General features: G+C 46.4%; 26 protein-coding genes. All 26 read left to right on the forward strand.

The genetic code is table 11. The features are described from left to right. Positions 1-120: 120 nt before the first annotated feature. The 26 genes from rpoB (at position 121) to rpsE (ending at position 20,810) form a co-directional block, all read left to right on the forward strand. A complete protein-coding gene (gene rpoB, locus ACOJUR_RS02770) occupies positions 121-3,639 on the forward strand; it encodes a DNA-directed RNA polymerase subunit beta (RefSeq protein WP_370541555.1) in 3,519 nt (1,172 codons plus the stop codon). 36 nt (positions 3,640-3,675) lie between these two features. After that, on the forward strand, positions 3,676-7,299 hold the full coding sequence (gene rpoC, locus ACOJUR_RS02775; protein WP_420949195.1) for a DNA-directed RNA polymerase subunit beta': 3,624 nt from the start codon (positions 3,676-3,678) through the stop codon (positions 7,297-7,299). A gap of 43 nt (positions 7,300-7,342) precedes the next feature. Next, on the forward strand, positions 7,343-7,663 hold the full coding sequence (locus ACOJUR_RS02780; protein WP_420949196.1) for a ribosomal L7Ae/L30e/S12e/Gadd45 family protein: 321 nt from the start codon (positions 7,343-7,345) through the stop codon (positions 7,661-7,663). A 109-nt stretch (positions 7,664-7,772) separates the two neighbouring features. Then, the gene (gene rpsL, locus ACOJUR_RS02785; RefSeq protein WP_203114968.1) at positions 7,773-8,192 is read left to right on the forward strand and encodes a 30S ribosomal protein S12; all 420 of its coding nucleotides are present in this window, start codon (positions 7,773-7,775) and stop codon (positions 8,190-8,192) included. Between the two features lie 69 nt (positions 8,193-8,261). After that, on the forward strand, positions 8,262-8,732 hold the full coding sequence (rpsG, locus tag ACOJUR_RS02790; RefSeq protein ID WP_072874898.1) for a 30S ribosomal protein S7: 471 nt from the start codon (positions 8,262-8,264) through the stop codon (positions 8,730-8,732). A 30-nt stretch (positions 8,733-8,762) separates the two neighbouring features. Then, positions 8,763-10,838: an elongation factor G gene (gene fusA / locus ACOJUR_RS02795; protein WP_072874897.1), complete on the forward strand. Its 2,076-nt coding sequence runs from the start codon at positions 8,763-8,765 to the stop codon at positions 10,836-10,838. A gap of 22 nt (positions 10,839-10,860) precedes the next feature. Then, the gene (gene tuf / locus ACOJUR_RS02800; RefSeq protein WP_072874896.1) at positions 10,861-12,048 is read left to right on the forward strand and encodes an elongation factor Tu; all 1,188 of its coding nucleotides are present in this window, start codon (positions 10,861-10,863) and stop codon (positions 12,046-12,048) included. Between the two features lie 263 nt (positions 12,049-12,311). After that, positions 12,312-12,620, forward strand: coding sequence for a 30S ribosomal protein S10 (rpsJ, locus tag ACOJUR_RS02805; RefSeq protein WP_072874895.1), 309 nt, complete (start codon positions 12,312-12,314; stop codon positions 12,618-12,620). Positions 12,621-12,658: 38 nt separating this feature from the next. Next, on the forward strand, positions 12,659-13,288 hold the full coding sequence (gene rplC / locus ACOJUR_RS02810; RefSeq protein WP_420949197.1) for a 50S ribosomal protein L3: 630 nt from the start codon (positions 12,659-12,661) through the stop codon (positions 13,286-13,288). A gap of 29 nt (positions 13,289-13,317) precedes the next feature. Then, the gene (gene rplD / locus ACOJUR_RS02815) at positions 13,318-13,938 is read left to right on the forward strand and encodes a 50S ribosomal protein L4 (RefSeq protein ID WP_072874893.1); all 621 of its coding nucleotides are present in this window, start codon (positions 13,318-13,320) and stop codon (positions 13,936-13,938) included. Continuing rightward, positions 13,938-14,225: a 50S ribosomal protein L23 gene (gene rplW / locus ACOJUR_RS02820; RefSeq protein WP_203114971.1), complete on the forward strand. Its 288-nt coding sequence runs from the start codon at positions 13,938-13,940 to the stop codon at positions 14,223-14,225. Before rplD ends, rplW begins: the two co-directional genes overlap by 1 nt. Positions 14,226-14,260: 35 nt before the next feature. Further along, the gene (gene rplB, locus ACOJUR_RS02825; protein WP_203114972.1) at positions 14,261-15,091 is read left to right on the forward strand and encodes a 50S ribosomal protein L2; all 831 of its coding nucleotides are present in this window, start codon (positions 14,261-14,263) and stop codon (positions 15,089-15,091) included. 34 nt (positions 15,092-15,125) lie between these two features. Next, a complete protein-coding gene (rpsS, locus tag ACOJUR_RS02830) occupies positions 15,126-15,407 on the forward strand; it encodes a 30S ribosomal protein S19 (protein ID WP_072874890.1) in 282 nt (93 codons plus the stop codon). Positions 15,408-15,436: 29 nt separating this feature from the next. After that, positions 15,437-15,778: a 50S ribosomal protein L22 gene (gene rplV / locus ACOJUR_RS02835; RefSeq protein WP_072874889.1), complete on the forward strand. Its 342-nt coding sequence runs from the start codon at positions 15,437-15,439 to the stop codon at positions 15,776-15,778. A 16-nt stretch (positions 15,779-15,794) separates the two neighbouring features. Next, positions 15,795-16,460: a 30S ribosomal protein S3 gene (rpsC, locus tag ACOJUR_RS02840; protein ID WP_072874888.1), complete on the forward strand. Its 666-nt coding sequence runs from the start codon at positions 15,795-15,797 to the stop codon at positions 16,458-16,460. A 3-nt stretch (positions 16,461-16,463) separates the two neighbouring features. Further along, complete coding sequence (rplP, locus tag ACOJUR_RS02845) at positions 16,464-16,898, forward strand: 50S ribosomal protein L16 (protein ID WP_072874887.1); 435 nt, start codon at positions 16,464-16,466, stop codon at positions 16,896-16,898. After that, entirely contained in the window at positions 16,888-17,085 is a 198-nt protein-coding gene (gene rpmC / locus ACOJUR_RS02850; protein WP_072874886.1) for a 50S ribosomal protein L29, read from the forward strand. Before rplP ends, rpmC begins: the two co-directional genes overlap by 11 nt. A 31-nt stretch (positions 17,086-17,116) precedes the next feature. Continuing rightward, positions 17,117-17,377 (forward strand): 30S ribosomal protein S17, encoded by a 261-nt coding sequence (gene rpsQ / locus ACOJUR_RS02855; protein ID WP_203114974.1) that lies wholly within the window; start codon positions 17,117-17,119, stop codon positions 17,375-17,377. Between the two features lie 28 nt (positions 17,378-17,405). Continuing rightward, entirely contained in the window at positions 17,406-17,774 is a 369-nt protein-coding gene (gene rplN / locus ACOJUR_RS02860) for a 50S ribosomal protein L14 (protein WP_072874884.1), read from the forward strand. 37 nt (positions 17,775-17,811) lie between these two features. Next, positions 17,812-18,123 (forward strand): 50S ribosomal protein L24, encoded by a 312-nt coding sequence (rplX, locus tag ACOJUR_RS02865; protein WP_072874930.1) that lies wholly within the window; start codon positions 17,812-17,814, stop codon positions 18,121-18,123. Positions 18,124-18,149: 26 nt separating this feature from the next. After that, on the forward strand, positions 18,150-18,692 hold the full coding sequence (gene rplE / locus ACOJUR_RS02870; protein ID WP_072874883.1) for a 50S ribosomal protein L5: 543 nt from the start codon (positions 18,150-18,152) through the stop codon (positions 18,690-18,692). A 27-nt stretch (positions 18,693-18,719) separates the two neighbouring features. Beyond that, complete coding sequence (locus ACOJUR_RS02875) at positions 18,720-18,905, forward strand: type Z 30S ribosomal protein S14 (RefSeq protein WP_072874882.1); 186 nt, start codon at positions 18,720-18,722, stop codon at positions 18,903-18,905. Positions 18,906-18,933: 28 nt separating this feature from the next. After that, positions 18,934-19,332, forward strand: coding sequence for a 30S ribosomal protein S8 (gene rpsH, locus ACOJUR_RS02880; protein ID WP_072874881.1), 399 nt, complete (start codon positions 18,934-18,936; stop codon positions 19,330-19,332). A 29-nt stretch (positions 19,333-19,361) separates the two neighbouring features. After that, on the forward strand, positions 19,362-19,901 hold the full coding sequence (gene rplF / locus ACOJUR_RS02885) for a 50S ribosomal protein L6 (RefSeq protein WP_420949198.1): 540 nt from the start codon (positions 19,362-19,364) through the stop codon (positions 19,899-19,901). Between the two features lie 24 nt (positions 19,902-19,925). Next, on the forward strand, positions 19,926-20,294 hold the full coding sequence (rplR, locus tag ACOJUR_RS02890) for a 50S ribosomal protein L18 (RefSeq protein WP_203114975.1): 369 nt from the start codon (positions 19,926-19,928) through the stop codon (positions 20,292-20,294). Positions 20,295-20,312: 18 nt separating this feature from the next. Beyond that, on the forward strand, positions 20,313-20,810 hold the full coding sequence (gene rpsE, locus ACOJUR_RS02895; RefSeq protein WP_072874878.1) for a 30S ribosomal protein S5: 498 nt from the start codon (positions 20,313-20,315) through the stop codon (positions 20,808-20,810). Positions 20,811-20,814: the final 4 nt, after the last annotated feature.

A 20,814-nucleotide genomic window follows, 5' to 3' on the forward strand; every position in this document is an offset into this window, starting at 1 on the left:
AACGTGAAGTAAGCACCAAAATGTGGTTACCTGTAGCCTCATTTTCTTTTTTGTTTATATGCGTGCTTTTGCCAGACGGTGAAGACCACAGTTCAAGGGGTGAAGAGTTTGCGGGGTCACATGGTCAAGTACGGGTGGCGGGAGCGTCGCTCCTACTCCAGGATCCAGGAAGTGCTCGAGCTTCCGAATCTCATTGAGATTCAACAGAAGTCTTATGAATGGTTCTTGCGCGAAGGATTGAGAGAGATGTTTGCGGATATTTCTCCTATCCAAGATTTTACTGGCAACTTGGTTTTGGAATTTATTGATTACAGCCTTGGGGAGCCCAAATATGATGTGGATGAATCAAAAGAGCGTGATGTAACGTACGCCGCTCCACTTCGTGTTAAGGTTCGTCTCTTAAACAAGGAAACAGGGGAAGTGAAAGAGCAAGAGGTTTTCATGGGTGACTTCCCTCTGATGACTGAAACAGGAACTTTTATTATCAATGGCGCAGAACGTGTCATTGTCAGTCAGTTAGTTCGCTCTCCAAGTGTTTATTACAACGCTAAAATTGACAAAAATGGCAAACGGACATTTTCAGCCACAGTCATCCCTAATCGAGGAGCTTGGCTGGAATTTGAGACTGACGCCAAAGATGTGGTTTATGTCCGTATTGACCGCACACGCAAACTACCCATCACTGTCTTGCTGCGGGCTCTGGGTCTATCAACAGATGCTGAAATCATCCAACTGTTGGGGGAGGATGAGTATCTGCAGAATACGCTCGATAAAGACACGACAGATTCCACTGAGCGTGCTTTGATTGAAATTTATGAGCGTTTACGCCCTGGAGAACCGCCAACTTATGAAAATGCTCGCGCTTTGTTGGCTGCTCGCTTCTTTGATCCAAAGCGATATGACTTAGCTAATGTAGGTCGCTACAAAATCAACAAAAAATTACACCTAAAAAATCGTTTATTGAATCAAAGGTTAGCCGAAACGTTGGTGAACTCAGAAACTGGAGAAATCATAGCGGAAGCCGGAGCGGTTATCGATCGGCGCTTGCTCGATCGCATTATTCCTGAGTTGGATGGAAGTGTTGGTCGCTTCAGTATTTCTGCTACTCCGGATTTGTCTGGCGCAGATACCATTCCGTTGCAGATGGTGAAAATTTTCTCACCCAGTGAAGACGGTAAAGTATTGCACGTTATTTCTAACGGAGAACTTGACCGTTCCATTAAGCATATCACGCCGAGCGATATTCTTGCAGCGGTTTCCTACTTTTTCAATTTGTTGCGCGGAGTGGGCACAACGGATGATATTGACCATCTTGGCAACCGTCGATTGCGCTCGGTGGGAGAATTGTTGCAAAACCAATTTCGGATTGGATTGTCTCGCATGGAACGTGTCGTTCGTGAGCGGATGTCCATCCAAGATGCTACAACAATTACACCGCAAGCTCTGATCAATATTCGGCCGGTTATTGCGGCGATTAAAGAATTTTTTGGTTCTAGCCAGCTTTCGCAATTTATGGATCAGACAAATCCGTTGGCGGAATTGACGCATAAAAGACGTTTGTCTGCGCTTGGGCCAGGAGGATTGACTCGAGAACGTGCTGGTTTTGAGGTTCGCGACGTGCACTATTCTCATTATGGTCGTATGTGTCCGATTGAGACTCCTGAAGGTCCAAACATTGGACTCATCAATTCATTGTCAACGTATGCGCGCATCAATGAATATGGCTTCATTGAAACGCCCTATCGTCGCGTTGATCCGGAAACGGGCGTGGTAACCAGTCAGATAGACTACTTGACAGCTGACGAAGAAGAGAATTACGTGGTTGCCCAAGCCAACGAGCCGCTGGATGAAAATGGGCGTTTCAAATCGGAAGAAATTACAGTTCGCTATCGTGAAGATGTCATTACCGTGCCTCGGGAACGGATCGACTATATGGACGTCTCTCCGAAGCAGGTTGTTTCGGTGGCAACAGCGATGATTCCCTTTTTGGAGAATGACGATGCCAACCGGGCATTGATGGGCTCCAACATGCAACGTCAGGCAGTCCCCTTATTGGTGACAGATTCACCATATGTGGGCACAGGGATGGAATATCGAGCTGCGCTTGACTCGGGTGTCTGTGTAGTGGCGCGTCGTTCTGGTGTGGTTGAGCGGGTGACTGCTCGGGAAATCTGGGTCCGTCATGAGCAAGTGGTGGATGGCAAACCGGTACGTGGTGACTTGGATAAATATAAACTGCAAAAGTTTACACGTTCCAACCAGAATACCTGTATCAATCAGAGGCCGATTGTTCGCGAAGGAATGCGAGTTGAAAAAGGCACAGTGCTGGCTGATGGACCGGCAACCGACCATGGCGAGATTGCGCTTGGACGCAACGTGCTCGTGGCCTTCATGACTTGGGAAGGCTACAACTACGAGGATGCTATTCTGCTCTCGGAAAAAATGGTGAAAGAAGATGTCTATACTTCAATTCACATTGAAGAGTATGAGCTTGAAGCGCGTGATACAAAGCTCGGTCCGGAAGAAATTACTCGTGACATACCCAATGTTGGCGAAGATGCGTTAAAAAATCTGGACGATCGCGGTGTTATCCGTATTGGTGCTGAAATTCGCACGGGTGATATTTTGGTCGGCAAGGTTACTCCTAAAGGAGTAACAGAATTGACTGCTGAAGAACGTCTGTTGCATGCTATTTTCGGCGAAAAAGCTCGTGAAGTGCGAGACACCTCTTTGCGTGTGCCGCATGGCGGAGCTGGCATTGTGGTGGATGTTAAGGTCTTTACTCGAGAAAATGGAGATGAATTGCCGGCTGGGGTCAACCAGTTGGTGCGCGTCTACATTGCTCAAAAGCGGAAAATTTCCGAAGGCGACAAAATGGCCGGGCGGCATGGAAATAAGGGTGTGGTAGCGCGGATTATGCCTGAGGAAGATATGCCGTTCCTGGAAGATGGAACGCCTGTGGAAATCGTTCTGAATCCTCTCGGTGTGCCATCGCGTATGAATATCGGTCAGGTATTGGAAACGCATTTGGGTATGGCGGCGAAGGCGCTTGGCATTCGTATAGCAACACCAGTCTTCGATGGTGCGCATGCGGAAGATGTTTTTGGCACACTTGAAGAAGCTGGATACGATCGCGATGGAAAACATGTTCTTTACGACGGGCGAACTGGAGAAGCGTTTGATAACCGGGTCACGGTTGGATATGTCTATATGCTGAAACTTCACCACTTGGTTGACGATAAGATTCACGCTCGTTCCACAGGGCCTTATTCGTTGGTCACCCAGCAGCCGTTGGGCGGTAAAGCGCAATTTGGCGGACAACGCTTTGGCGAAATGGAAGTTTGGGCGCTTGAAGCGTATGGCGCAGCCTATACCTTGCAAGAAATTCTCACCGTCAAGTCGGACGATGTGGTGGGACGCGTGAAGACGTACGAAGCGGTTGTCAAGGGAGAAAATGTTCCTGAGCCGGGTGTGCCAGAATCGTTTAAAGTGCTCATCAAAGAATTGCAGAGTCTTGGTATGGACGTCAAGATTCTCACAGGTGACGAAGAGGAGATTGTTATTCGCGAGTCGGACGAAGAAGAGGATGCCGGCGAAAAGCTCAATCTCAACTTGGAGTACCACGAAATTGGCGAGTAACAACGCTGCTGCTGGAAGGAAACGGAGGGTGCGCGGTTGCTGGATGTGAATAACTTCGAGTTTATGAAGATTGGCTTGGCTTCTCCGGAAAAAATCCGCTCCTGGTCACATGGCGAGGTCAAGAAACCGGAAACCATTAACTATCGTACGTTGCGGCCAGAAAAAGAGGGTTTGTTTTGTGAGAAGATTTTTGGCCCCCAGCGTGACTGGGAGTGCCATTGCGGAAAGTATAAACGGATTCGTTATAAAGGTGTCGTCTGTGATCGATGTGGAGTTGAAGTTACACGCGCGAAAGTCCGTCGTGAACGGATGGGCCATATTGAACTGGCAGCGCCGGTATCTCACATCTGGTATTTCAAAGGCATACCCAGCCGGATGGGTCTTGTGCTGGACATGTCACCGAGATCGCTCGAAGAAGTAATTTATTTTGCTTCCTATGTTGTGACCGATCCGGGTGATACTCCGCTCGAGAAAAAGCAGTTGCTCAGCGAGAAAGAGTATCGCTCATATCGTGAAAAGTACGGCTATGCTTTTCAAGCGGGCATGGGTGCGGAAGCGATTCGCAAGCTTTTGCTTGAGATTGATTTGGACAAAGAGGTAGAAGTACTCAAAGAGGAGTTGCGCAGCGCACAAGGTCAGCGCCGCAATCGTGCGGTTAAACGTTTGGAAGTGTTAGAAGCGTTTCGTTCTTCGGGAAATCACCCGAGTTGGATGATACTCGAAGCACTTCCTGTTATTCCGCCTGATTTGCGTCCAATGGTGCAATTGGATGGTGGCCGTTTTGCCACATCTGATTTAAACGATTTGTACCGTCGCGTGATTAATCGCAACAATCGTTTGAAACGCCTGCTCGATTTGGGTGCACCAGATATTATTGTTCAAAATGAAAAACGTATGTTGCAGGAAGCGGTGGATGCGCTGATTGACAACGGTCGCCGTGGCCGTCCGGTAACTGGCCCAGGCAATCGTCCGCTCAAATCGCTATCTCACATGCTGAAGGGAAAACAAGGGCGCTTCCGTCAGAATTTGCTTGGTAAACGCGTGGACTATTCGGGACGTTCGGTTATCGTGGTAGGTCCCGAACTGCGCATGTACCAGTGTGGATTACCAAAAGAAATGGCGCTTGAATTATTCAAACCATTTGTTATGAAAGAGCTGGTGGCTCGTGGACTGGCGCACAACATCAAGAGTGCCAAACGGAAAGTGGAGCGTGTTTCGCCGGAAGTTTGGGATGTGGTGGAAGATGTCATTAAAGAACATCCAGTGTTGCTGAATCGCGCTCCCACGCTTCACCGCTTGGGTATTCAAGCGTTTGAACCGATTCTCGTAGAAGGTCGCGCCATTAAGCTCCATCCGCTGGTCTGTACAGCGTATAATGCCGACTTTGATGGTGACCAAATGGCTGTACACGTACCGCTTTCTGCTGAAGCGCAGGCTGAAGCCAGACTCTTAATGCTGGCGGCTCATAACATTTTGAATCCGAAAGATGGAAAGCCGGTTGTTACACCAACCCAGGACATGGTTCTCGGTCCCTACTATCTGACGGTTGAAAAAGAGAGCGCGCCAGGAGAAGGTTCCGTATTTGCCGATCCGGCAGAAGCGCATTACGCATACCAGCAACAGAAGATATCATTGCACTCACGCATCGCTTTACCAGCGCGATCGCTCAATAAATCATCCTTTGATGAGAAACATCAATCTGCATTTCTCATCACAACACTTGGCAAGTTGATTTTTAACGAGATATTCCCGGCCGATTTCCCCTATTTGCATTCAGGGAGTCGGACCAACTTGCTTGAAGGTCCGCCGGATGAGACGTTTGTGTTTGAAAAGGGTGTCGATTTGCGCGAGAGAATCGTGCAACGTCCCATCCCCAAAGCGGTCATTAAGAAAGACCTTGGCAATATTCTGGGTGAATGCTTCCGTCGATACGGAACAACGATGACAGCAGAAATTCTCGATCGTGTGAAACGGCTAGGGTTCAACTATTCGACCAAAGCGGGTATTACAATCTCGGTTGCCGATATTATTGTTCCCGAAGAAAAATATCGGATTGTTGAAGAAGCAGATGCTCGTGAGCATAAATTGGCTCAGCAATACAGACGCGGATTGATTACCGAAGAAGAACGGTATATCAGCTTTAGTCAAATTTGGTCGGAAGCGAAAGAACAGATTTCCCAGACGCTGATGACCAGCATGGATCAATTTAACCCGATTTACATGATGGCTACCTCGGGTGCTCGTGGTTCTAATTCACAGATTACCCAATTGGCGGGTATGCGTGGACTTATGGCAAATCCTGCGGGTGAAATTATTCAGTTGGCCATTAAATCCAATTTCCGTGAAGGCTTGACAGTGTTGGAGTACTTTATCTCAACGCATGGTGCTCGTAAAGGGTTGGCGGATACAGCGCTGCGTACAGCTGACTCTGGTTATCTGACGCGCCGCTTGGTCGATGTTGCTCAGGATACAATTGTTCGCGAGCATGATTGCGGAACGGATAAAGGTATGAAAGTGGCGGAAATCCGTGACGGACGAGAAGTCATCGAAGAACTCGGCGATCGTCTCGAAGGACGCATTGCCTTTCAAGATGTGTATCATCCGGAAACAGGTAAATTGCTTGTTGCCAAGAATCAGTTAATTGATGAAGAAATCGCCAGTCAAATTATTAAAGCAGGCATCAAAGAGGTTTACATTCGCTCTGTACTCACTTGTCGAACACGTCACGGCGTATGTATCCAATGTTATGGACGAAATTTGGCTACTGGTAAAATGGTCGAAATTGGTGAAGCGGTAGGTATTATTGCAGCGCAATCCATTGGTGAACCCGGTACTCAGTTGACGATGCGCACGTTCCATACCGGCGGTGTTGCTGGCGACGATATTACCCAAGGTTTACCCCGTATTCAGGAACTGTTTGAAGCGCGTAATCCGAAGGGTCAAGCAGTTATTGCCGAATTTGATGGAAAGATTACAGAAATTCGTGATGGCAAAGACAAACGAGAAATTGAGTTGACTGGTGAAAGCGAAACAAAGGTATATCCAATTCCATATGGGTCTCGCATTCGTGTCCATCTCAATCAGGAAGTGGAAGCGGGCGATGAACTGACTGAAGGATCGGTCGATCCCAAAGAGATGTTGCGTGTCCGTGGCCTGCAAGGTGTGCAAAACTATTTGTTGCGCGAAGTTCAACGCGTCTATCGCTTGCAAGGTGTGGATATTAACGATAAACATATCGAAGTGATGGTACGCCAAATGCTTCGCAAAGTGCGTGTTTTGGATGCTGGCGATACAGAACTGTTGCCTGGCACTTACGTGGATTTGTTTGATTATGAAGAGGCAAACCGCACAGCATTGCTGTCGGGAGGAGAACCTGCGGTAGCACGCCCAGCTCTGTTGGGCATTACAAAGGCTTCTCTGGAGACGGATTCATTCCTTTCCGCGGCCTCCTTCCAGGAAACAACACGTGTTCTTACTGAAGCAGCAATTAAGGGTAAGGTCGATCGTCTGCTCGGCTTGAAAGAAAATGTGATTATTGGTAAATTGATTCCTGCTGGAACGGGAATGGGGCGTTATCGCCACCTTCAGCTCATTGATACCAGAGAGCAGGAATCTGCAGAATTACAAGATAAAGAACAACAATTGACGGCAGTAGATTGACAATTTTCACTCTCATGTCAACAGGGCGTTAAGCTCTGTTGACATGGGCAAATATCAGATGATAGAATCACATGGTGTGCCAGGACATGGTTTGTATATCGAGGAGGCTGTTGCGGTGTCTCTAGATCGCATACGCCTTGCAAAAAAGCGAATCATTGGTACAAACCAAACGTTGAAAGCAGTGCAACAGTCTGCTGTAAAAGAAGTGTTTGTTGCCAAGGATGCTGAAGCGCGCGTTATCGGTCCGGTTCTGCACTATGCTGAACAGAACGGGATTCCAGTAACATGGGTGGAGACAATGAAAATGCTTGGCAAAGCATGCGGGATTGAAGTGGGAGCAGCAACTGCAGCCATCCTTGAGTAAAACCATAACGGTTTGCTGTGGCGAGTTGTGGCTTATGCTTTTTTGTGTTTGAGGATGAACCACCAGGCACTGTGGGCTTGAAAAGAGTTGAAAAGAAGGAGGTGCAGCAATGCCGACCATTAACCAGCTCGTGCGTAAAGGTCGCAAGCCGGTCGTTGATAAGTCAACAGCTCCGGCGCTGCAAAAAGGTTATAACAGTTTTGAAAAAGAACAAACCGATTTACCTTCACCGCAAAAACGTGGAGTTTGCACGCGTGTGGGTACAATGACACCCAAAAAACCAAACTCAGCGCTTCGTAAATACGCTCGTGTGCGTCTTACCAATACCATTGAAGTGACTGCCTATATTCCGGGTATCGGTCATAACTTGCAGGAGCACTCTGTGGTACTGGTGCGCGGAGGTCGTGTAAAGGACCTGCCGGGTGTCCGCTACCATATTGTTCGTGGAGCGCTTGATACTGCAGGCGTGAAAGATCGTATGCAGGGTCGTTCTAAGTACGGTGCTAAAAAACCGAAAGCAAAAAAGTAATCCATAAGAGTGTAGTGTTGATATTAAATCATGCAATCTGTGTTACATGGATTGAAAGGAGGCGTTATTATGCCGCGTAAAGGGCCTGTTCCAAAAAGGGATGTTATGCCCGACCCGATTTATGGGAACAAGCTGGTGACTCGTCTCATCAATAAAGTGATGTTGGACGGTAAACGTGGTGTAGCGCAGAAGATTGTTTATAATGCGCTAGATACAGTGCGTGAACGCACAGGGAAAGATCCGATGGAAGTATTTGAGGGGGCAATGCGCAATATTATGCCCGTCCTTGAAGTTAAAGCTCGCCGTGTGGGTGGTTCCAATTATCAGGTTCCAGTAGAAGTGCGTCCGGATAGACGTACAACATTGGGCTTGCGCTGGTTGGTGAATTATGCTCGCCTCCGCAGTGAAAAGACGATGGAACAAAGATTGGCCAATGAATTACTGGATGCCTTTAACAATGCGGGTGGAGCAGTGAAAAAACGCGAAGACACGCATCGTATGGCCGAGGCTAACAAAGCATTTGCTCATTATCGCTGGTAGAAGTTATTAAGAAGATGAGGGGGTTGGCTTGTGAGCCGCCAGTTTCCGCTGGAAAAAACCCGGAACATCGGTATTATTGCGCATATTGACGCCGGTAAAACAACCACGACTGAACGCATTCTGTTTTATACTGGCCGTGTCCATAAAATTGGCGAAGTTCATGAAGGTGCCGCTACGATGGACTGGATGGTGCAAGAACAGGAACGTGGAATTACGATTACTTCCGCAGCTACTACAGCGCAGTGGAAGGGTCATCGTATCAATATCATTGATACGCCAGGCCACGTGGACTTTACGGTTGAAGTGGAACGTTCCTTGCGCGTTCTTGATGGCGCCTGTGGCGTGTTCGATGCCAAGGGTGGCGTTGAACCGCAATCAGAAACGGTATGGCGCCAAGCTGATAAATACCATGTTCCGCGTATTGCTTATGTAAACAAAATGGATATCATTGGCGCAGACTTCTTGATGTGCGTGGAACAAATGCGTACACGCCTAGGGGCGAAAGCTGTGCCTATCCAATACCCGATTGGAGCGGAAGATAACTTCAAGGGTATGGTTGACTTGGTTGAAAACAAGGCCATCATCTATACGGACGATCTCGGTACGACATCAGATGTCGTTGATGTTCCGGAAGATCTCAAAGAGATTGTTGAGAAATTAAGGACGGAAATGATAGAGGCGTGTGCTGAAGTCGATGAAGATCTGATGGTGAAGTACTTGGAAGGTGAAGAAATTACTGTTCCTGAAATTAAAGCGGCACTTCGCAAAGGTACATGTAATGTACAACTTTTCCCGGTGCTATGTGGATCTTCTTATAGAAATAAAGGTGTACAGCCGATGCTTGATGCTGTGGTCGATTATTTACCCTCGCCAATCGACGTTCCAGCTATTAAAGGCGTAACGGCTGACGGTGAAGAAATTGAACGCCATTCAAGTGATGAAGAGCCGTTCTCGGCGTTGGCGTTTAAGATTATGACCGATCCGTTTGTGGGTAAATTAGCATTCTTCCGTGTATACTCTGGAATTCTCTCGAGTGGTTCTTATGTGCTGAACTCTACCAAGGGTAAGCGCGAACGTATTGGCCGTATTCTACAAATGCATGCCAATCACAGAGAAGAAATTGACAAAGTCTACGCTGGAGACATTGCTGCTGCAGTTGGTTTAAAAGATACAACCACGGGCGACACGCTTTGTGATGAAAAGAATGTAGTAGTATTGGAGTCCATGGAATTTCCTGATCCAGTTATCTCGGTATCTATTGAGCCGAAGACAAAAGCGGATCAGGACAAAATGGGTGTTGCACTAGGTAAGCTCACCGAGGAAGACCCAACATTCCGCACGTATACCGATCAAGAGACGGGACAAACCATTATTTCGGGTATGGGTGAATTGCATCTCGAGATTATTGTTGACCGCCTTCAACGGGAATTCAAAGTAGAGTGTAATGTGGGTCGTCCGCAGGTTGCTTATAAAGAGACCATTACGCAACGTGTTGATCAGGAAGGCAAATTTGTTCGCCAATCTGGTGGTCGCGGTCAGTATGGTCATGTTAAAATCATCCTCGAGCCTCTCGAACGTGGCCAAGGCTACATGTTTGAGAATAAGGTTGTGGGTGGCGCAATTCCAAAAGAATATATTGCGCCAGTGGATGAAGGTATTCAGGAAGCAATGCGCAGTGGCGTGTTGGCCGGATACCCCATGGTTGACGTAAAGGTCACTCTCTATGATGGTTCGTACCACGATGTGGACTCCTCTGAGATGGCATTCAAGATTGCTGGTTCAATGGCGCTCAAAGAGGGTTCAAAGAAAGCTGGTCCAGTACTGCTTGAACCTATTATGAAAGTGGAAATTACGGTTCCGGAAGAGTATATGGGCGACATCATGGGCGACATCAATTCTCGCCGTGGCCGCATTGAAGGCATGGAACAGCGTGCTAACGCTCGTGTCATTCGCGGTTATGTGCCACTGGCAGAAATGTTTGGTTATTCGACATCGCTTCGCTCTCGCACGCAGGGCCGTGGAACTTTCGCTATGGAACTTGCTGCGTATGAAGAAGTGCCGAAGTCGATAGCTCAAGAAATCATTGCCAAAAGTAAAGGCGAATAACACTAAGGAGTGAATCATTCAGATGTCAAAAGAAAAATTTGACCGTTCGAAACCCCACGTTAACGTTGGAACCATTGGTCACGTTGACCATGGCAAAACTACTTTGACTGCAGCTATTACTTCTGTACAGGCTTCGAAGGGTAAAGCAAAAGCTCAGAAGTATGATGAAATTGACAAAGCTCCAGAAGAGCGTGAACGTGGTATTACCATTAATACTGCACACGTTGAATATGAAACCGATGCACGCCACTACGCTCACGTTGACTGCCCAGGCCATGCTGACTATGTGAAAAACATGATTACCGGTGCAGCTCAAATGGACGGCGCTATTCTTGTTGTATCAGCAGCTGATGGTCCGATGCCGCAAACTCGTGAACATATTCTTCTTTCCCGCCAGGTTGGTGTGCCGCATTTGGTGGTGTTCTTGAACAAATGTGACATGGTGGATGACGAAGAACTGTTGGAACTCGTTGAAATGGAAGTTCGTGAATTGTTGTCTGAGTATGAATTTCCTGGAGATGACATCCCGGTTATTCGTGGATCTGCATTGAAGGCTCTCGAAGGCGATCCGGCTTATGTTGCTAAAATTGAAGAATTGATGAACGCTGTGGATAGCTACATCCCAACCCCCGAGCGTGACACTGACAAACCCTTCTTGATGCCTGTTGAAGATGTGTTTACCATCACCGGGCGCGGAACCGTTGCTACCGGACGTGTCGAACGCGGTACGCTGAAAGTTGGCGATGAAGTAGAAATCGTTGGCTTAACGGAAGAAAGCCGTAAGACAGTTGCAACTGGTATTGAAATGTTCCGCAAACTGCTCGACCAAGCTCAGGCTGGTGACAATATTGGTGCGTTGTTGCGTGGTGTTGAGCGTAAAGATGTTGAGCGCGGACAAGTGTTGGTCAAACCGGGATCCATTAAACCACACACAAAATTTAAAGCTGAGGTTTATGTTTTGACCAAAGAAGAAGGCGGCCGTCATACTCCTTTCTTCAACGGTTATCGTCCACAGTTCTATTTCCGTACAACCGACGTAACTGGTGTTGTAGAGTTGCCGGAAGGTACTGAAATGGTAATGCCTGGCGATAATATCTCCATGGAAGTTGAATTGATTGCCCCAATCGCTCTGGAGGAAGGTACACGCTTCGCTATCCGCGAGGGTGGCCGTACAGTTGGCGCTGGTGTAGTCGCTGCTATTGAGAAGTAAATCATTCAATAGAATGATATAAAAAGGGAGCTCTGAGTAGCTCCTTTTTTTATGAAAACTTTTTCTTGTGCTTTTACCAGCCATTTAGTATAATATCGAACGTTGGTCTCAGACAGCGATGAGGCAGGAGGTTGCTTATGTGCTTTTAGCCATAAAGAGCACCGCTGAGGAAATTTCTGCTGAGTATGTCCATCAAATTGGGCGCTTACTCCTGATACGGTTTATGTATTGAGAGAGCCCGCCATGAAGAGGGGGGAAATGTTATGGCAAACCAAAAGATTCGTATCCGATTAAAAGCGTATGATCATCAAATTCTTGATCAGTCTGCTGAACGCATTGTAGAAACCGCAAAGCGTTCAGGCGCCGGAGTATCTGGCCCTATTCCATTGCCCACAGAAAAGGCAATCTTTACGATTCTTCGCGCGCCTCACAAATATAAGGATTCGCGTGAACAATTTGAAATGAGAACACACAAACGTTTAATTGATATTTTAAATCCTACGCCACAAACGGTCGATTCGTTAATGCGTTTAGATCTGCCATCCGGCGTTGATATTGAAATTAAACTTTAAATGAATTACAACCTAAGAATGATTGAGGAGGTGTGCGCGTGAAAGGAATCCTTGGCAGAAAGCTTGGTATGACTCAAGTGTTTTCGGAAGATGGAATTGTCATTCCGGTCACAGTCATCGAAGCCGGACCGTGTACGGTTCTGCAAATTAAACAAAGCGAAATAGACGGATACGAGGCAGTTCAAATCGGGTTTGCCGATAAGAAGCCAAGCCGCTCAACCAAAGCCGAACAAGGGCACGCGCAAAAAGCTAATACTGCTGCAAAACGATATATTCGTGAACTGCGCGGCGTGGATGTTCAACAATATGAAGTTGGTCAACAAATCAAAGCGGATGTTTTTGAGCCAGGAGAAATCGTGGATGTAATCGGCGTCTCCAAAGGTAAAGGCACAGCTGGTCCGATTAAACGTCACAATCAGGCTCGGGGACCTATGGCTCACGGTTCGAAGTATCACCGTGGTGTGGGTTCGTTAGGCTCTATTGCGGCTAACAGAGTGTTTAAAGGACAAACCATGGCTGGACGTATGGGTCATGAAAAAGTGACTGTCCAAAATCTTGAGATTGTAAAAGTGGATGCCGATCGCAATTTATTGCTTGTGAAAGGATCTGTTCCAGGTCCTAAAAACTCATTTGTTACTATACGTACGGCGATTAAGTCGAATTCGTAATTGATCTCAAAAGAAGGGAGGCAACTGGGATGCCAAAATTGCCTGTATATAATATGCAAGCTGAACAGGTTGGAGAAGTGGAACTGAATGAAAAGCTTTTTGCTGCACCTGTTCGCACGGATTTGATGCATGAAGTGGTATTGATGTACTTGGCTGGTCAAAGGCGTGGAACGCATAAGGTCAAAGGACGTTCTGAAGTGTCTGGCGGTGGTCGTAAACCATGGCGTCAGAAAGGTACGGGACGTGCAAGACAAGGTAGCATTCGCGCTCCGCAATGGAAAGGCGGCGGTGTTGTGTTTGGTCCAACGCCACGCAGCTATAAATATAAACTAACGAAAAAAGTTCGTCGAGCCGCTCTTTATAGCGCGTTGACATCCAAAATTGATGAGGGAAAAGTGATTGTTCTCGATCAACTTAACCTTTCTGATATTAAGACGAAACACATGGTCGCGTTGTTAAAGAGATTTGAATTAAACAAAGCGTTACTTGTGGATGCGGAAAAAATTGAGAACGTTTGGTTGTCGGCGCGTAATATTCCAGGAATCAAATATGTTCCAGCAAACGGTGTTAATGTATACGATTTGTTGAGACATGAGCACCTGGTTTTAACCAAGGACGCTGTTGCCAAAGTTGAGGAGGTGTTTGCTTAATGGATCCGCGTGATGTAATTAAACGCCCCATTATTACAGAAGCCTCGACTGCTGGCATGGAAATGAACAAGTACGTGTTTGAAGTCGATAAACGGGCGAACAAAGTTGAAATACGCCAAGCGGTCGAAAAAATCTTTGGTGTAAAAGTGCTAAAAGTAAATACAATGCGTACACCCGGTAAGAAAAAACGCGTAGGGCGTTTTGTGGGGATGACTTCGGAAAAGAAAAAAGCAATTGTAACATTGACAGCTGATTCGAAGCCGATTGAATTTTTTACACAAGGTTAATACGTTCGCATGACAGTTAAGAGGAGGAGTAAGAGTTGGCAATTAAAAAATATCGCCCAACTTCTCCTGGCCGCAGATTTATGTCTGTTTCTGCCTTTGATGAAATTACTACAGATACGCCTGAAAAATCTCTGCTGTCTCCATTGCATCGCAGAGCGGGACGAAATCATCAAGGCAAAATCACCGTGCGGCATCAGGGGGGCGGCCACAAGCGCCGTTATCGTTTGATTGATTTTAAACGCAATAAAGACAATGTACCGGCTAAAGTGGCAACGATTGAGTATGATCCAAACCGTTCGGCTCGTATCGCGCTCTTGCACTACCTTGATGGAGAGAAAAGATACATTATTGCTCCGCATGGTTTAAAAGTAGGAGACAGGGTTGTTTCAGGTCCGGATGCTGACATTCGTGTAGGTAATGCCTTGCCGTTAGCTAATATCCCGGTTGGTACAGTTGTGCACAATATTGAATTGCAACCTGGTAAAGGCGGTCAGTTAGCGCGCGCAGCTGGTGCGTCTGCACAGCTGATGGCGAAAGAAGGGGCGTATGCACAAGTGCGCTTATCTTCTGGAGAAGTGCGCCTGGTTCGTCTCGAATGCCGTGCAACCATTGGTCAAGTAGGCAATCTGGACCATGAAAATATCAATATAGGTAAAGCTGGTCGATCCCGTTGGCTAGGTCATCGTCCTACTGTTCGTGGTGTGGTTATGAACCCGGTCGATCACCCGCATGGTGGTGGTGAAGGGCGTGCGCCGATTGGACGCAAATCACCTATGTCACCTTGGGGTAAGCCGACGTTGGGTAAAAAGACTCGCAAAAAGAATCACCGCACGGACAAATACATTGTTCGTCGTCGTAAAAAGTAATCATTTTGCAATGTAAGGAAGGAGGTCAGGTAGTATGGGTCGTTCTTTGAAAAAAGGACCTTTTTGTGATCACCACGTGATGAAGAAAGTTGAAGCTTTAAACGAGTCCGGTGAAAAACGTGTTATTAAAACTTGGTCTCGCCGCTCCACCATTTTTCCGCAGTTTGTCGGTCATACATTCGCTGTGCATGATGGCCGAAAGCATGTGCCGGTTTATGTGACAGAAGATATGGTTGGACATAAGCTGGGTGAGTTTGTCCCCACTCGAACATTTAAAGGTCATGCGGGTGATGAGAAGACATCCCGTTCTCGTTAATGAGCGCCATTTAGAAAGGAGGAACTGACATGCAAGCAACAGAGACACGTGCAGTTGCCAAGTACATCCGTATTGCGCCGCGAAAAGTGCGTCTTGTAGTCGATCTTATCCGCGGTAAAAACATTCCGGAAGCTTTGGCTATTTTGCAATTTACGCCCCGTGGAGCTTCACCTGTGGTGGCTAAAGTTGTTCGTTCAGCAGTCGCTAATGCGGAAAACAACCACAACATGGATGTTGATAAGTTGTATGTAAAAGAAATCTACGTTGATGAGGGGCCGACACTGAAACGGTTCCATCCTCGTGCGCAAGGCCGTGCCTACAGCATTCTTAAGAGAACCAGTCACATTACTGTAGTTGTGGCGGAAAGATAAGGAGGGATAAGAGTTCATGGGTCAAAAAGTCAATCCAGTTGGTTTGCGTATTGGCATTATTCGTGACTGGGAATCCAAATGGTTTGCGAATAAAAAAGACTATCAGAATCTACTTCATGAAGATTTGCAAATTCGTAATTATGTGTTCCGTCGGCTGAAGGATGCTGCGGTAGCTCGTGTTGACATTGAAAGAGCTGCAAATCGCTTGAATATTACTGTACACACAGCCAAGCCTGGCATGGTGATTGGTAAGGGTGGTACAGAAGTAGACACATTGCGGAACCAGTTGAATGCCTTGACAGGAAAAAGAGTTCATATCTCGATTTCAGAAATTAAAAATCCGGATCTTTCGGCTCAGCTGGTTGCTGATAATATTGCGTTGCAACTATCTCGCCGTGTATCGTTCCGCCGTGCTATGAAACAGGCGATTCAACGGACAATGCGTTCGGGAGCAAAAGGAATTCGCGTTCAGGTTTCAGGACGTCTAGGTGGCGCTGAAATTGCTCGTACAGAAGGATATGCCGAAGGAACTGTTCCGTTGCATACTCTTCGTGCAGATATTGACTATGCACTGAGTGAAGCCCACACCACGTACGGTAGAATTGGCGTCAAAGTATGGATTTATCGTGGCGAAGTTCTCCCGCAACGGACGAGAAAGGGCGCCGAAGAAGGGGGTAAGTAAGCAATGTTGATGCCGAAACGTGTAAAGTATCGCAAAGAACATCGCGGTCGCATGAAAGGTGAATCCAAAGGCGGCAATCAAGTGGCTTTTGGCGAATTTGGTCTACAAGCTTTAGAGCCAGCTTGGGTAACCAACAGGCAAATTGAAGCAGCTCGTATCGCAATGACACGTTATATCCGTCGTGGCGGTAAAGTATGGATTAAAATTTTCCCGAGTAAGCCTGTAACGCAAAAACCTGCTGAAACTCGTATGGGTAGCGGTAAGGGTTCTCCTGAAAAATGGGTTGCTGTTGTCAAGCCGGGGCGGATCTTGTTTGAACTTGCGGGAGTTAGTGAAGAGGTAGCTCGTGAGGCCATGCGTCTGGCTGCGCACAAACTGCCCATTAAAACGAAATTTGTCAAGCGCGGCAGTGAGGTAGGTGAGTCTGATGAAAGCTAAGGATATTCGGGAATTGAGTACGGAAGAAATTGAAAAGCGCGTAGACTCCCTGAAAGATGAATTGTTTAATTTGCGTTTTCAACACGCCACAGGGCAACTGGAAAATCCGATGCGTATTCGTCAGGTTCGCAAAGATATTGCTCGTGCAAAAACAATTCTCAAGCAACGGGAACTAGGAATTAGCTGATTTCAACATTTGGTAAGTGAGGAGGGTGACAATGGACCGCAATGAAAGAAAAGTTCGAGTTGGCAAAGTTGTAAGCGACAAAATGGATAAGACGATTGTCGTAGCGGTAGAAGAGAATATCAAACATCGTCTCTACGGAAAAACCATTAAAAGAACAAAAAAGTTTAAAGCGCACGATGAAAATAATGAAGCAAAAATTGGTGATGTTGTGCGCATTATGGAAACTCGTCCACTTTCTAAAGAGAAGCGTTGGCGTCTTGTTGAAATCGTTGAAAAAGCTGTCATTATCTAATTTGTAAGCTTGGAAGGAGGTATCCGTCGTGATTCAACCACAAACCAGGTTGGTTGTTGCAGATAATTCTGGCGCCAAGGAAATTATGTGTTTCCGTGTGTTGGGAGGATCCAATCGCAAAACTGCTAATATTGGCGATATCATTGTTGCGTCTGTCAAAAGTGCAACACCAGGTGGCGTTGTCAAGAAGGGCGATGTTGTAAAGGCGGTTATTGTACGTACACGCCGTGGATTGCGCCGTCCAGACGGTTCGCATATTCGTTTTGATGAAAATGCGGCTGTTATCATTCGTGAAGATAAAAGTCCAAGGGGTACGCGTATTTTTGGACCTGTCGCTCGTGAGTTGCGTGAAAAAGATTTCATGAAGATTATTTCCCTGGCTCCTGAGGTACTGTAATTCGTTTGATGCAAAGGAGGTGCAGATTGTGGCAGGCATGTTTGTAAAAAAGGGCGATCAAGTTATTGTGATCAGCGGTAAAGATAAAAACAAAAAAGGGCAAGTATTAGCGGTTTTACCGAAGAAAAATCGTGTGATTGTTGAGGGTGTCAATGTGGTGAAGCGCCACACGAAACCAAACCCTAATCAACCTGAGGGCGGAATCATTGAAAAAGAAGCATCCATTCATGCTTCAAATATCATGCTTGTTGATCCGAAAACAGGGCAGGCAACAAGAATCGGTCATAAATTTTTGGAAGATGGAAAGAAAGTCCGTTACGCCAAAAAGTCTGGCGAAATTTTGGACTAAAGGTTTAGTTGAAAGGAGGTCCAGATATGAATCGTTTGCAAGAACGTTATCAACAACAGATTGTGCCTGAACTGATGAAAAAATTTAATTATACAACCGTCATGCAAGTTCCACGTATTGAGAAAGTTGTTTTAAATATGGGACTTGGTGAGGCGACTCAAAACCCTAAAATTATTGATTCAGCAGTTGGGGACTTGACTCTGATTACAGGACAAAAGCCTGTTGTTACTCGGGCGAAAAAATCTATCGCTCAATTCCGTCTGCGTCAGGGAATGCCTATTGGTGCTAAAGTAACATTGCGTGGTGAGCGCATGTTTGAGTTTGTTGATAAATTAATTAATGTTGCATTGCCGCGCGTTCGAGATTTCCGCGGTGTTTCGCCTAAGGCGTTTGATGGTCGAGGCAATTATACGCTCGGGTTACGTGAGCAGCTCATATTCCCTGAAATTGACTACGATAAAGTAGACAAAGTACGTGGACTTGAAGTTGTTTTTGTAACGACAGCCCGATCAGATGAAGAAGCTCGCGAGTTACTCGGTTTGCTTGGTATGCCGTTTCGTCGTTCATAAATCCTGAAAAGAGGGAGGTAACAAGAATTGGCTAAAACCTCGATGATTGTTAAGGCACAGCGTAAGCCAAAATTTAGTACTCGCGCTTATACGCGTTGTAGAATTTGTGGTCGTCCACACTCTGTGCTGCGCAAGTTTGGGATTTGCCGTATCTGCTTTAGAAACTTGGCTTATAAAGGTCAATTGCCAGGTGTTAAGAAGGCTAGCTGGTAAACGGTTGATTTGAAAGGAGGTTCGATTCATGGTAGTGAGTGATCCGATTGCTGACATGCTAACCCGTATTCGCAATGCGAATGAGGTGGGGCATGAAAAAGTTGAAATCCCAGGTTCTAACATTAAACGTTCGATTGCTGAAATTCTGAAGAACGAAGGTTTTATTCGTGATGCGGAATTCATTTCGGATGAAAAACAAGGCATTATTCGTCTGTTCCTGAAATATGGAAAAGGTCAAGAGCGAGTCATTACAGGATTAAAGAGAATTTCTAAACCTGGTCTGCGTGTGTATGTCAACCATGACAATATTCCGCGTGTACTTGGTGGATTAGGTATTGCGATTCTTTCGACATCGTCGGGTGTAATGACTGATAAGGAAGCACGTAAGCGCCGCATTGGTGGAGAAGTGCTTTGCTATATCTGGTAATCCATTGGCTTTAAGAGGAGGTGCAAGCTATGTCACGTATTGGACGCAAACCCATCGCGATTCCAAATGGTGTGGAAGTTAAGATGGATGGTCAGCTTCTGAGCGTTAAAGGTCCCAAAGGGTCGCTTCAACGCAATATCCATCCAGACATGAAAATCGTGATCGGCGAAAATGAGTTGGTTGTGGAGCGCCCGAGCGACCAAAAATTGCATCGCAGTCTGCATGGAACTACGCGCAGTGTGATTCAAAATATGGTGCAAGGTGTCACGGAAGGTTTTACAAAAGGACTGGATTTGGTTGGCGTTGGCTATCGTGCTGCTAAATCTGGTAACAAAGTTACTTTGTCGCTCGGATTTTCTCATCCTGTAGAATTGCCGACTGTAGATGGTATTGAAGTGGATGTTCCTTCTCAGACAAAGTTGATTATTAAAGGAATCAGTAAAGAACTGGTTGGCGAGTATGCTGCAAAAGTTCGTGATATCCGTCGCCCTGAGCCGTACAAAGGTAAAGGTATTCGATATGAAAATGAAGTGGTACGTCGTAAGGTCGGTAAAACTGGCAAGAAATAATTTTAAAGAAAGGAGATTGAGACCTTGTTTACTAAAGAAAATCGCAACGTATCTCGGCAAAAGCGCCATCTGCGTGTTCGTGCCAAGGTTAACGGAACCGCTGAGCGTCCTAGGTTGAATGTGTTTCGTTCCAATAAACACATTTATGCACAAGTCATTGACGATGTACAGGGTGTTACCCTTTGCAGTGCGTCGTCTCTTGATAAAGAGTTGCGTGAAGAATTGAGTAATGGTGGCAACGTGGATGCCGCGAAGAAAATAGGCGAATTGGTAGCGAAGCGAGCTCTAGCAAAAGGTATCCGTTCAGTAGTGTTCGATCGCGGAGGTTATCTTTATCATGGGCGTGTTCAGGCTCTAGCTGACGCTGCACGTGAAGCAGGGTTGGAATTCTAAAGGGAGGTAGGTGTAAGAATGCGGATTAATCCAAATGGCCTGGAGTTAACAGAACGCGTTGTTGCTGTAAATCGTGTGGCCAAAGTTGTTAAAGGCGGTCGTCGTTTTTCTTTCTCGGCACTCGTAGTTGTTGGAGATGGCAATGGCTATGTAGGGGCTGGATTAGGTAAGGCGCAAGAAGTGCCGGACGCGATTCGTAAAGGCGTAGAGGATGCAAAGAAAAATTTGATTCACGTTCCGATGAAAAATACTTCAATACCTCATGAGGCCTTGGGACATTTTGGCGCAGGACGTGTACTGATTAAACCAGCCCCCGAAGGAAGCGGTGTAATCGCAGGTGGACCTGCACGTGCGGTATTGGAGTTGGCTGGAATTAAAGATATTGTGACAAAGTCTCTGGGTTCGAATAACCCAATTAACATGGTACATGCCACTTTGAACGCATTGTCGCAATTAAAACGGGCTGATGAAGTCGCTCGCTTACGCGGCAAAAGTGTTGAAGAGATTTTAGGCTAAGGAG

It is taken from the genome of Alicyclobacillus tolerans (genome assembly GCF_048984885.1).
Classification (GTDB): Bacteria; Bacillota; Bacilli; order Alicyclobacillales; family Alicyclobacillaceae; genus Alicyclobacillus_I; species Alicyclobacillus_I tolerans.

Excerpts from the sequence above, each read along its gene's own strand:
- rpoB (WP_370541555.1), top strand. The coding sequence starts at position 121 with ATGGTCAAGTACGGGTGGCGGGAGCGTCGCTCCTACTCCAGGATCCAG.
- ACOJUR_RS02780 (WP_420949196.1), top strand. The coding sequence starts at position 7,343 with ATGGGCAAATATCAGATGATAGAATCACATGGTGTGCCAGGACATGGT.
- rpsL (WP_203114968.1), top strand. The coding sequence starts at position 7,773 with ATGCCGACCATTAACCAGCTCGTGCGTAAAGGTCGCAAGCCGGTCGTT.
- rpsG (WP_072874898.1), top strand. The coding sequence starts at position 8,262 with ATGCCGCGTAAAGGGCCTGTTCCAAAAAGGGATGTTATGCCCGACCCG.
- tuf (WP_072874896.1), top strand. The coding sequence starts at position 10,861 with ATGTCAAAAGAAAAATTTGACCGTTCGAAACCCCACGTTAACGTTGGA.
- rpsJ (WP_072874895.1), top strand. The coding sequence starts at position 12,312 with ATGGCAAACCAAAAGATTCGTATCCGATTAAAAGCGTATGATCATCAA.
- rplD (WP_072874893.1), top strand. The coding sequence starts at position 13,318 with ATGCCAAAATTGCCTGTATATAATATGCAAGCTGAACAGGTTGGAGAA.
- rplW (WP_203114971.1), top strand. The coding sequence starts at position 13,938 with ATGGATCCGCGTGATGTAATTAAACGCCCCATTATTACAGAAGCCTCG.
- rpsS (WP_072874890.1), top strand. The coding sequence starts at position 15,126 with ATGGGTCGTTCTTTGAAAAAAGGACCTTTTTGTGATCACCACGTGATG.
- rplV (WP_072874889.1), top strand. The coding sequence starts at position 15,437 with ATGCAAGCAACAGAGACACGTGCAGTTGCCAAGTACATCCGTATTGCG.
- rpsC (WP_072874888.1), top strand. The coding sequence starts at position 15,795 with ATGGGTCAAAAAGTCAATCCAGTTGGTTTGCGTATTGGCATTATTCGT.
- rplP (WP_072874887.1), top strand. The coding sequence starts at position 16,464 with ATGTTGATGCCGAAACGTGTAAAGTATCGCAAAGAACATCGCGGTCGC.
- rpmC (WP_072874886.1), top strand. The coding sequence starts at position 16,888 with ATGAAAGCTAAGGATATTCGGGAATTGAGTACGGAAGAAATTGAAAAG.
- rpsQ (WP_203114974.1), top strand. The coding sequence starts at position 17,117 with ATGGACCGCAATGAAAGAAAAGTTCGAGTTGGCAAAGTTGTAAGCGAC.
- rplX (WP_072874930.1), top strand. The coding sequence starts at position 17,812 with ATGTTTGTAAAAAAGGGCGATCAAGTTATTGTGATCAGCGGTAAAGAT.
- rplE (WP_072874883.1), top strand. The coding sequence starts at position 18,150 with ATGAATCGTTTGCAAGAACGTTATCAACAACAGATTGTGCCTGAACTG.
- rpsH (WP_072874881.1), top strand. The coding sequence starts at position 18,934 with ATGGTAGTGAGTGATCCGATTGCTGACATGCTAACCCGTATTCGCAAT.
- rplF (WP_420949198.1), top strand. The coding sequence starts at position 19,362 with ATGTCACGTATTGGACGCAAACCCATCGCGATTCCAAATGGTGTGGAA.
- rpsE (WP_072874878.1), top strand. The coding sequence starts at position 20,313 with ATGCGGATTAATCCAAATGGCCTGGAGTTAACAGAACGCGTTGTTGCT.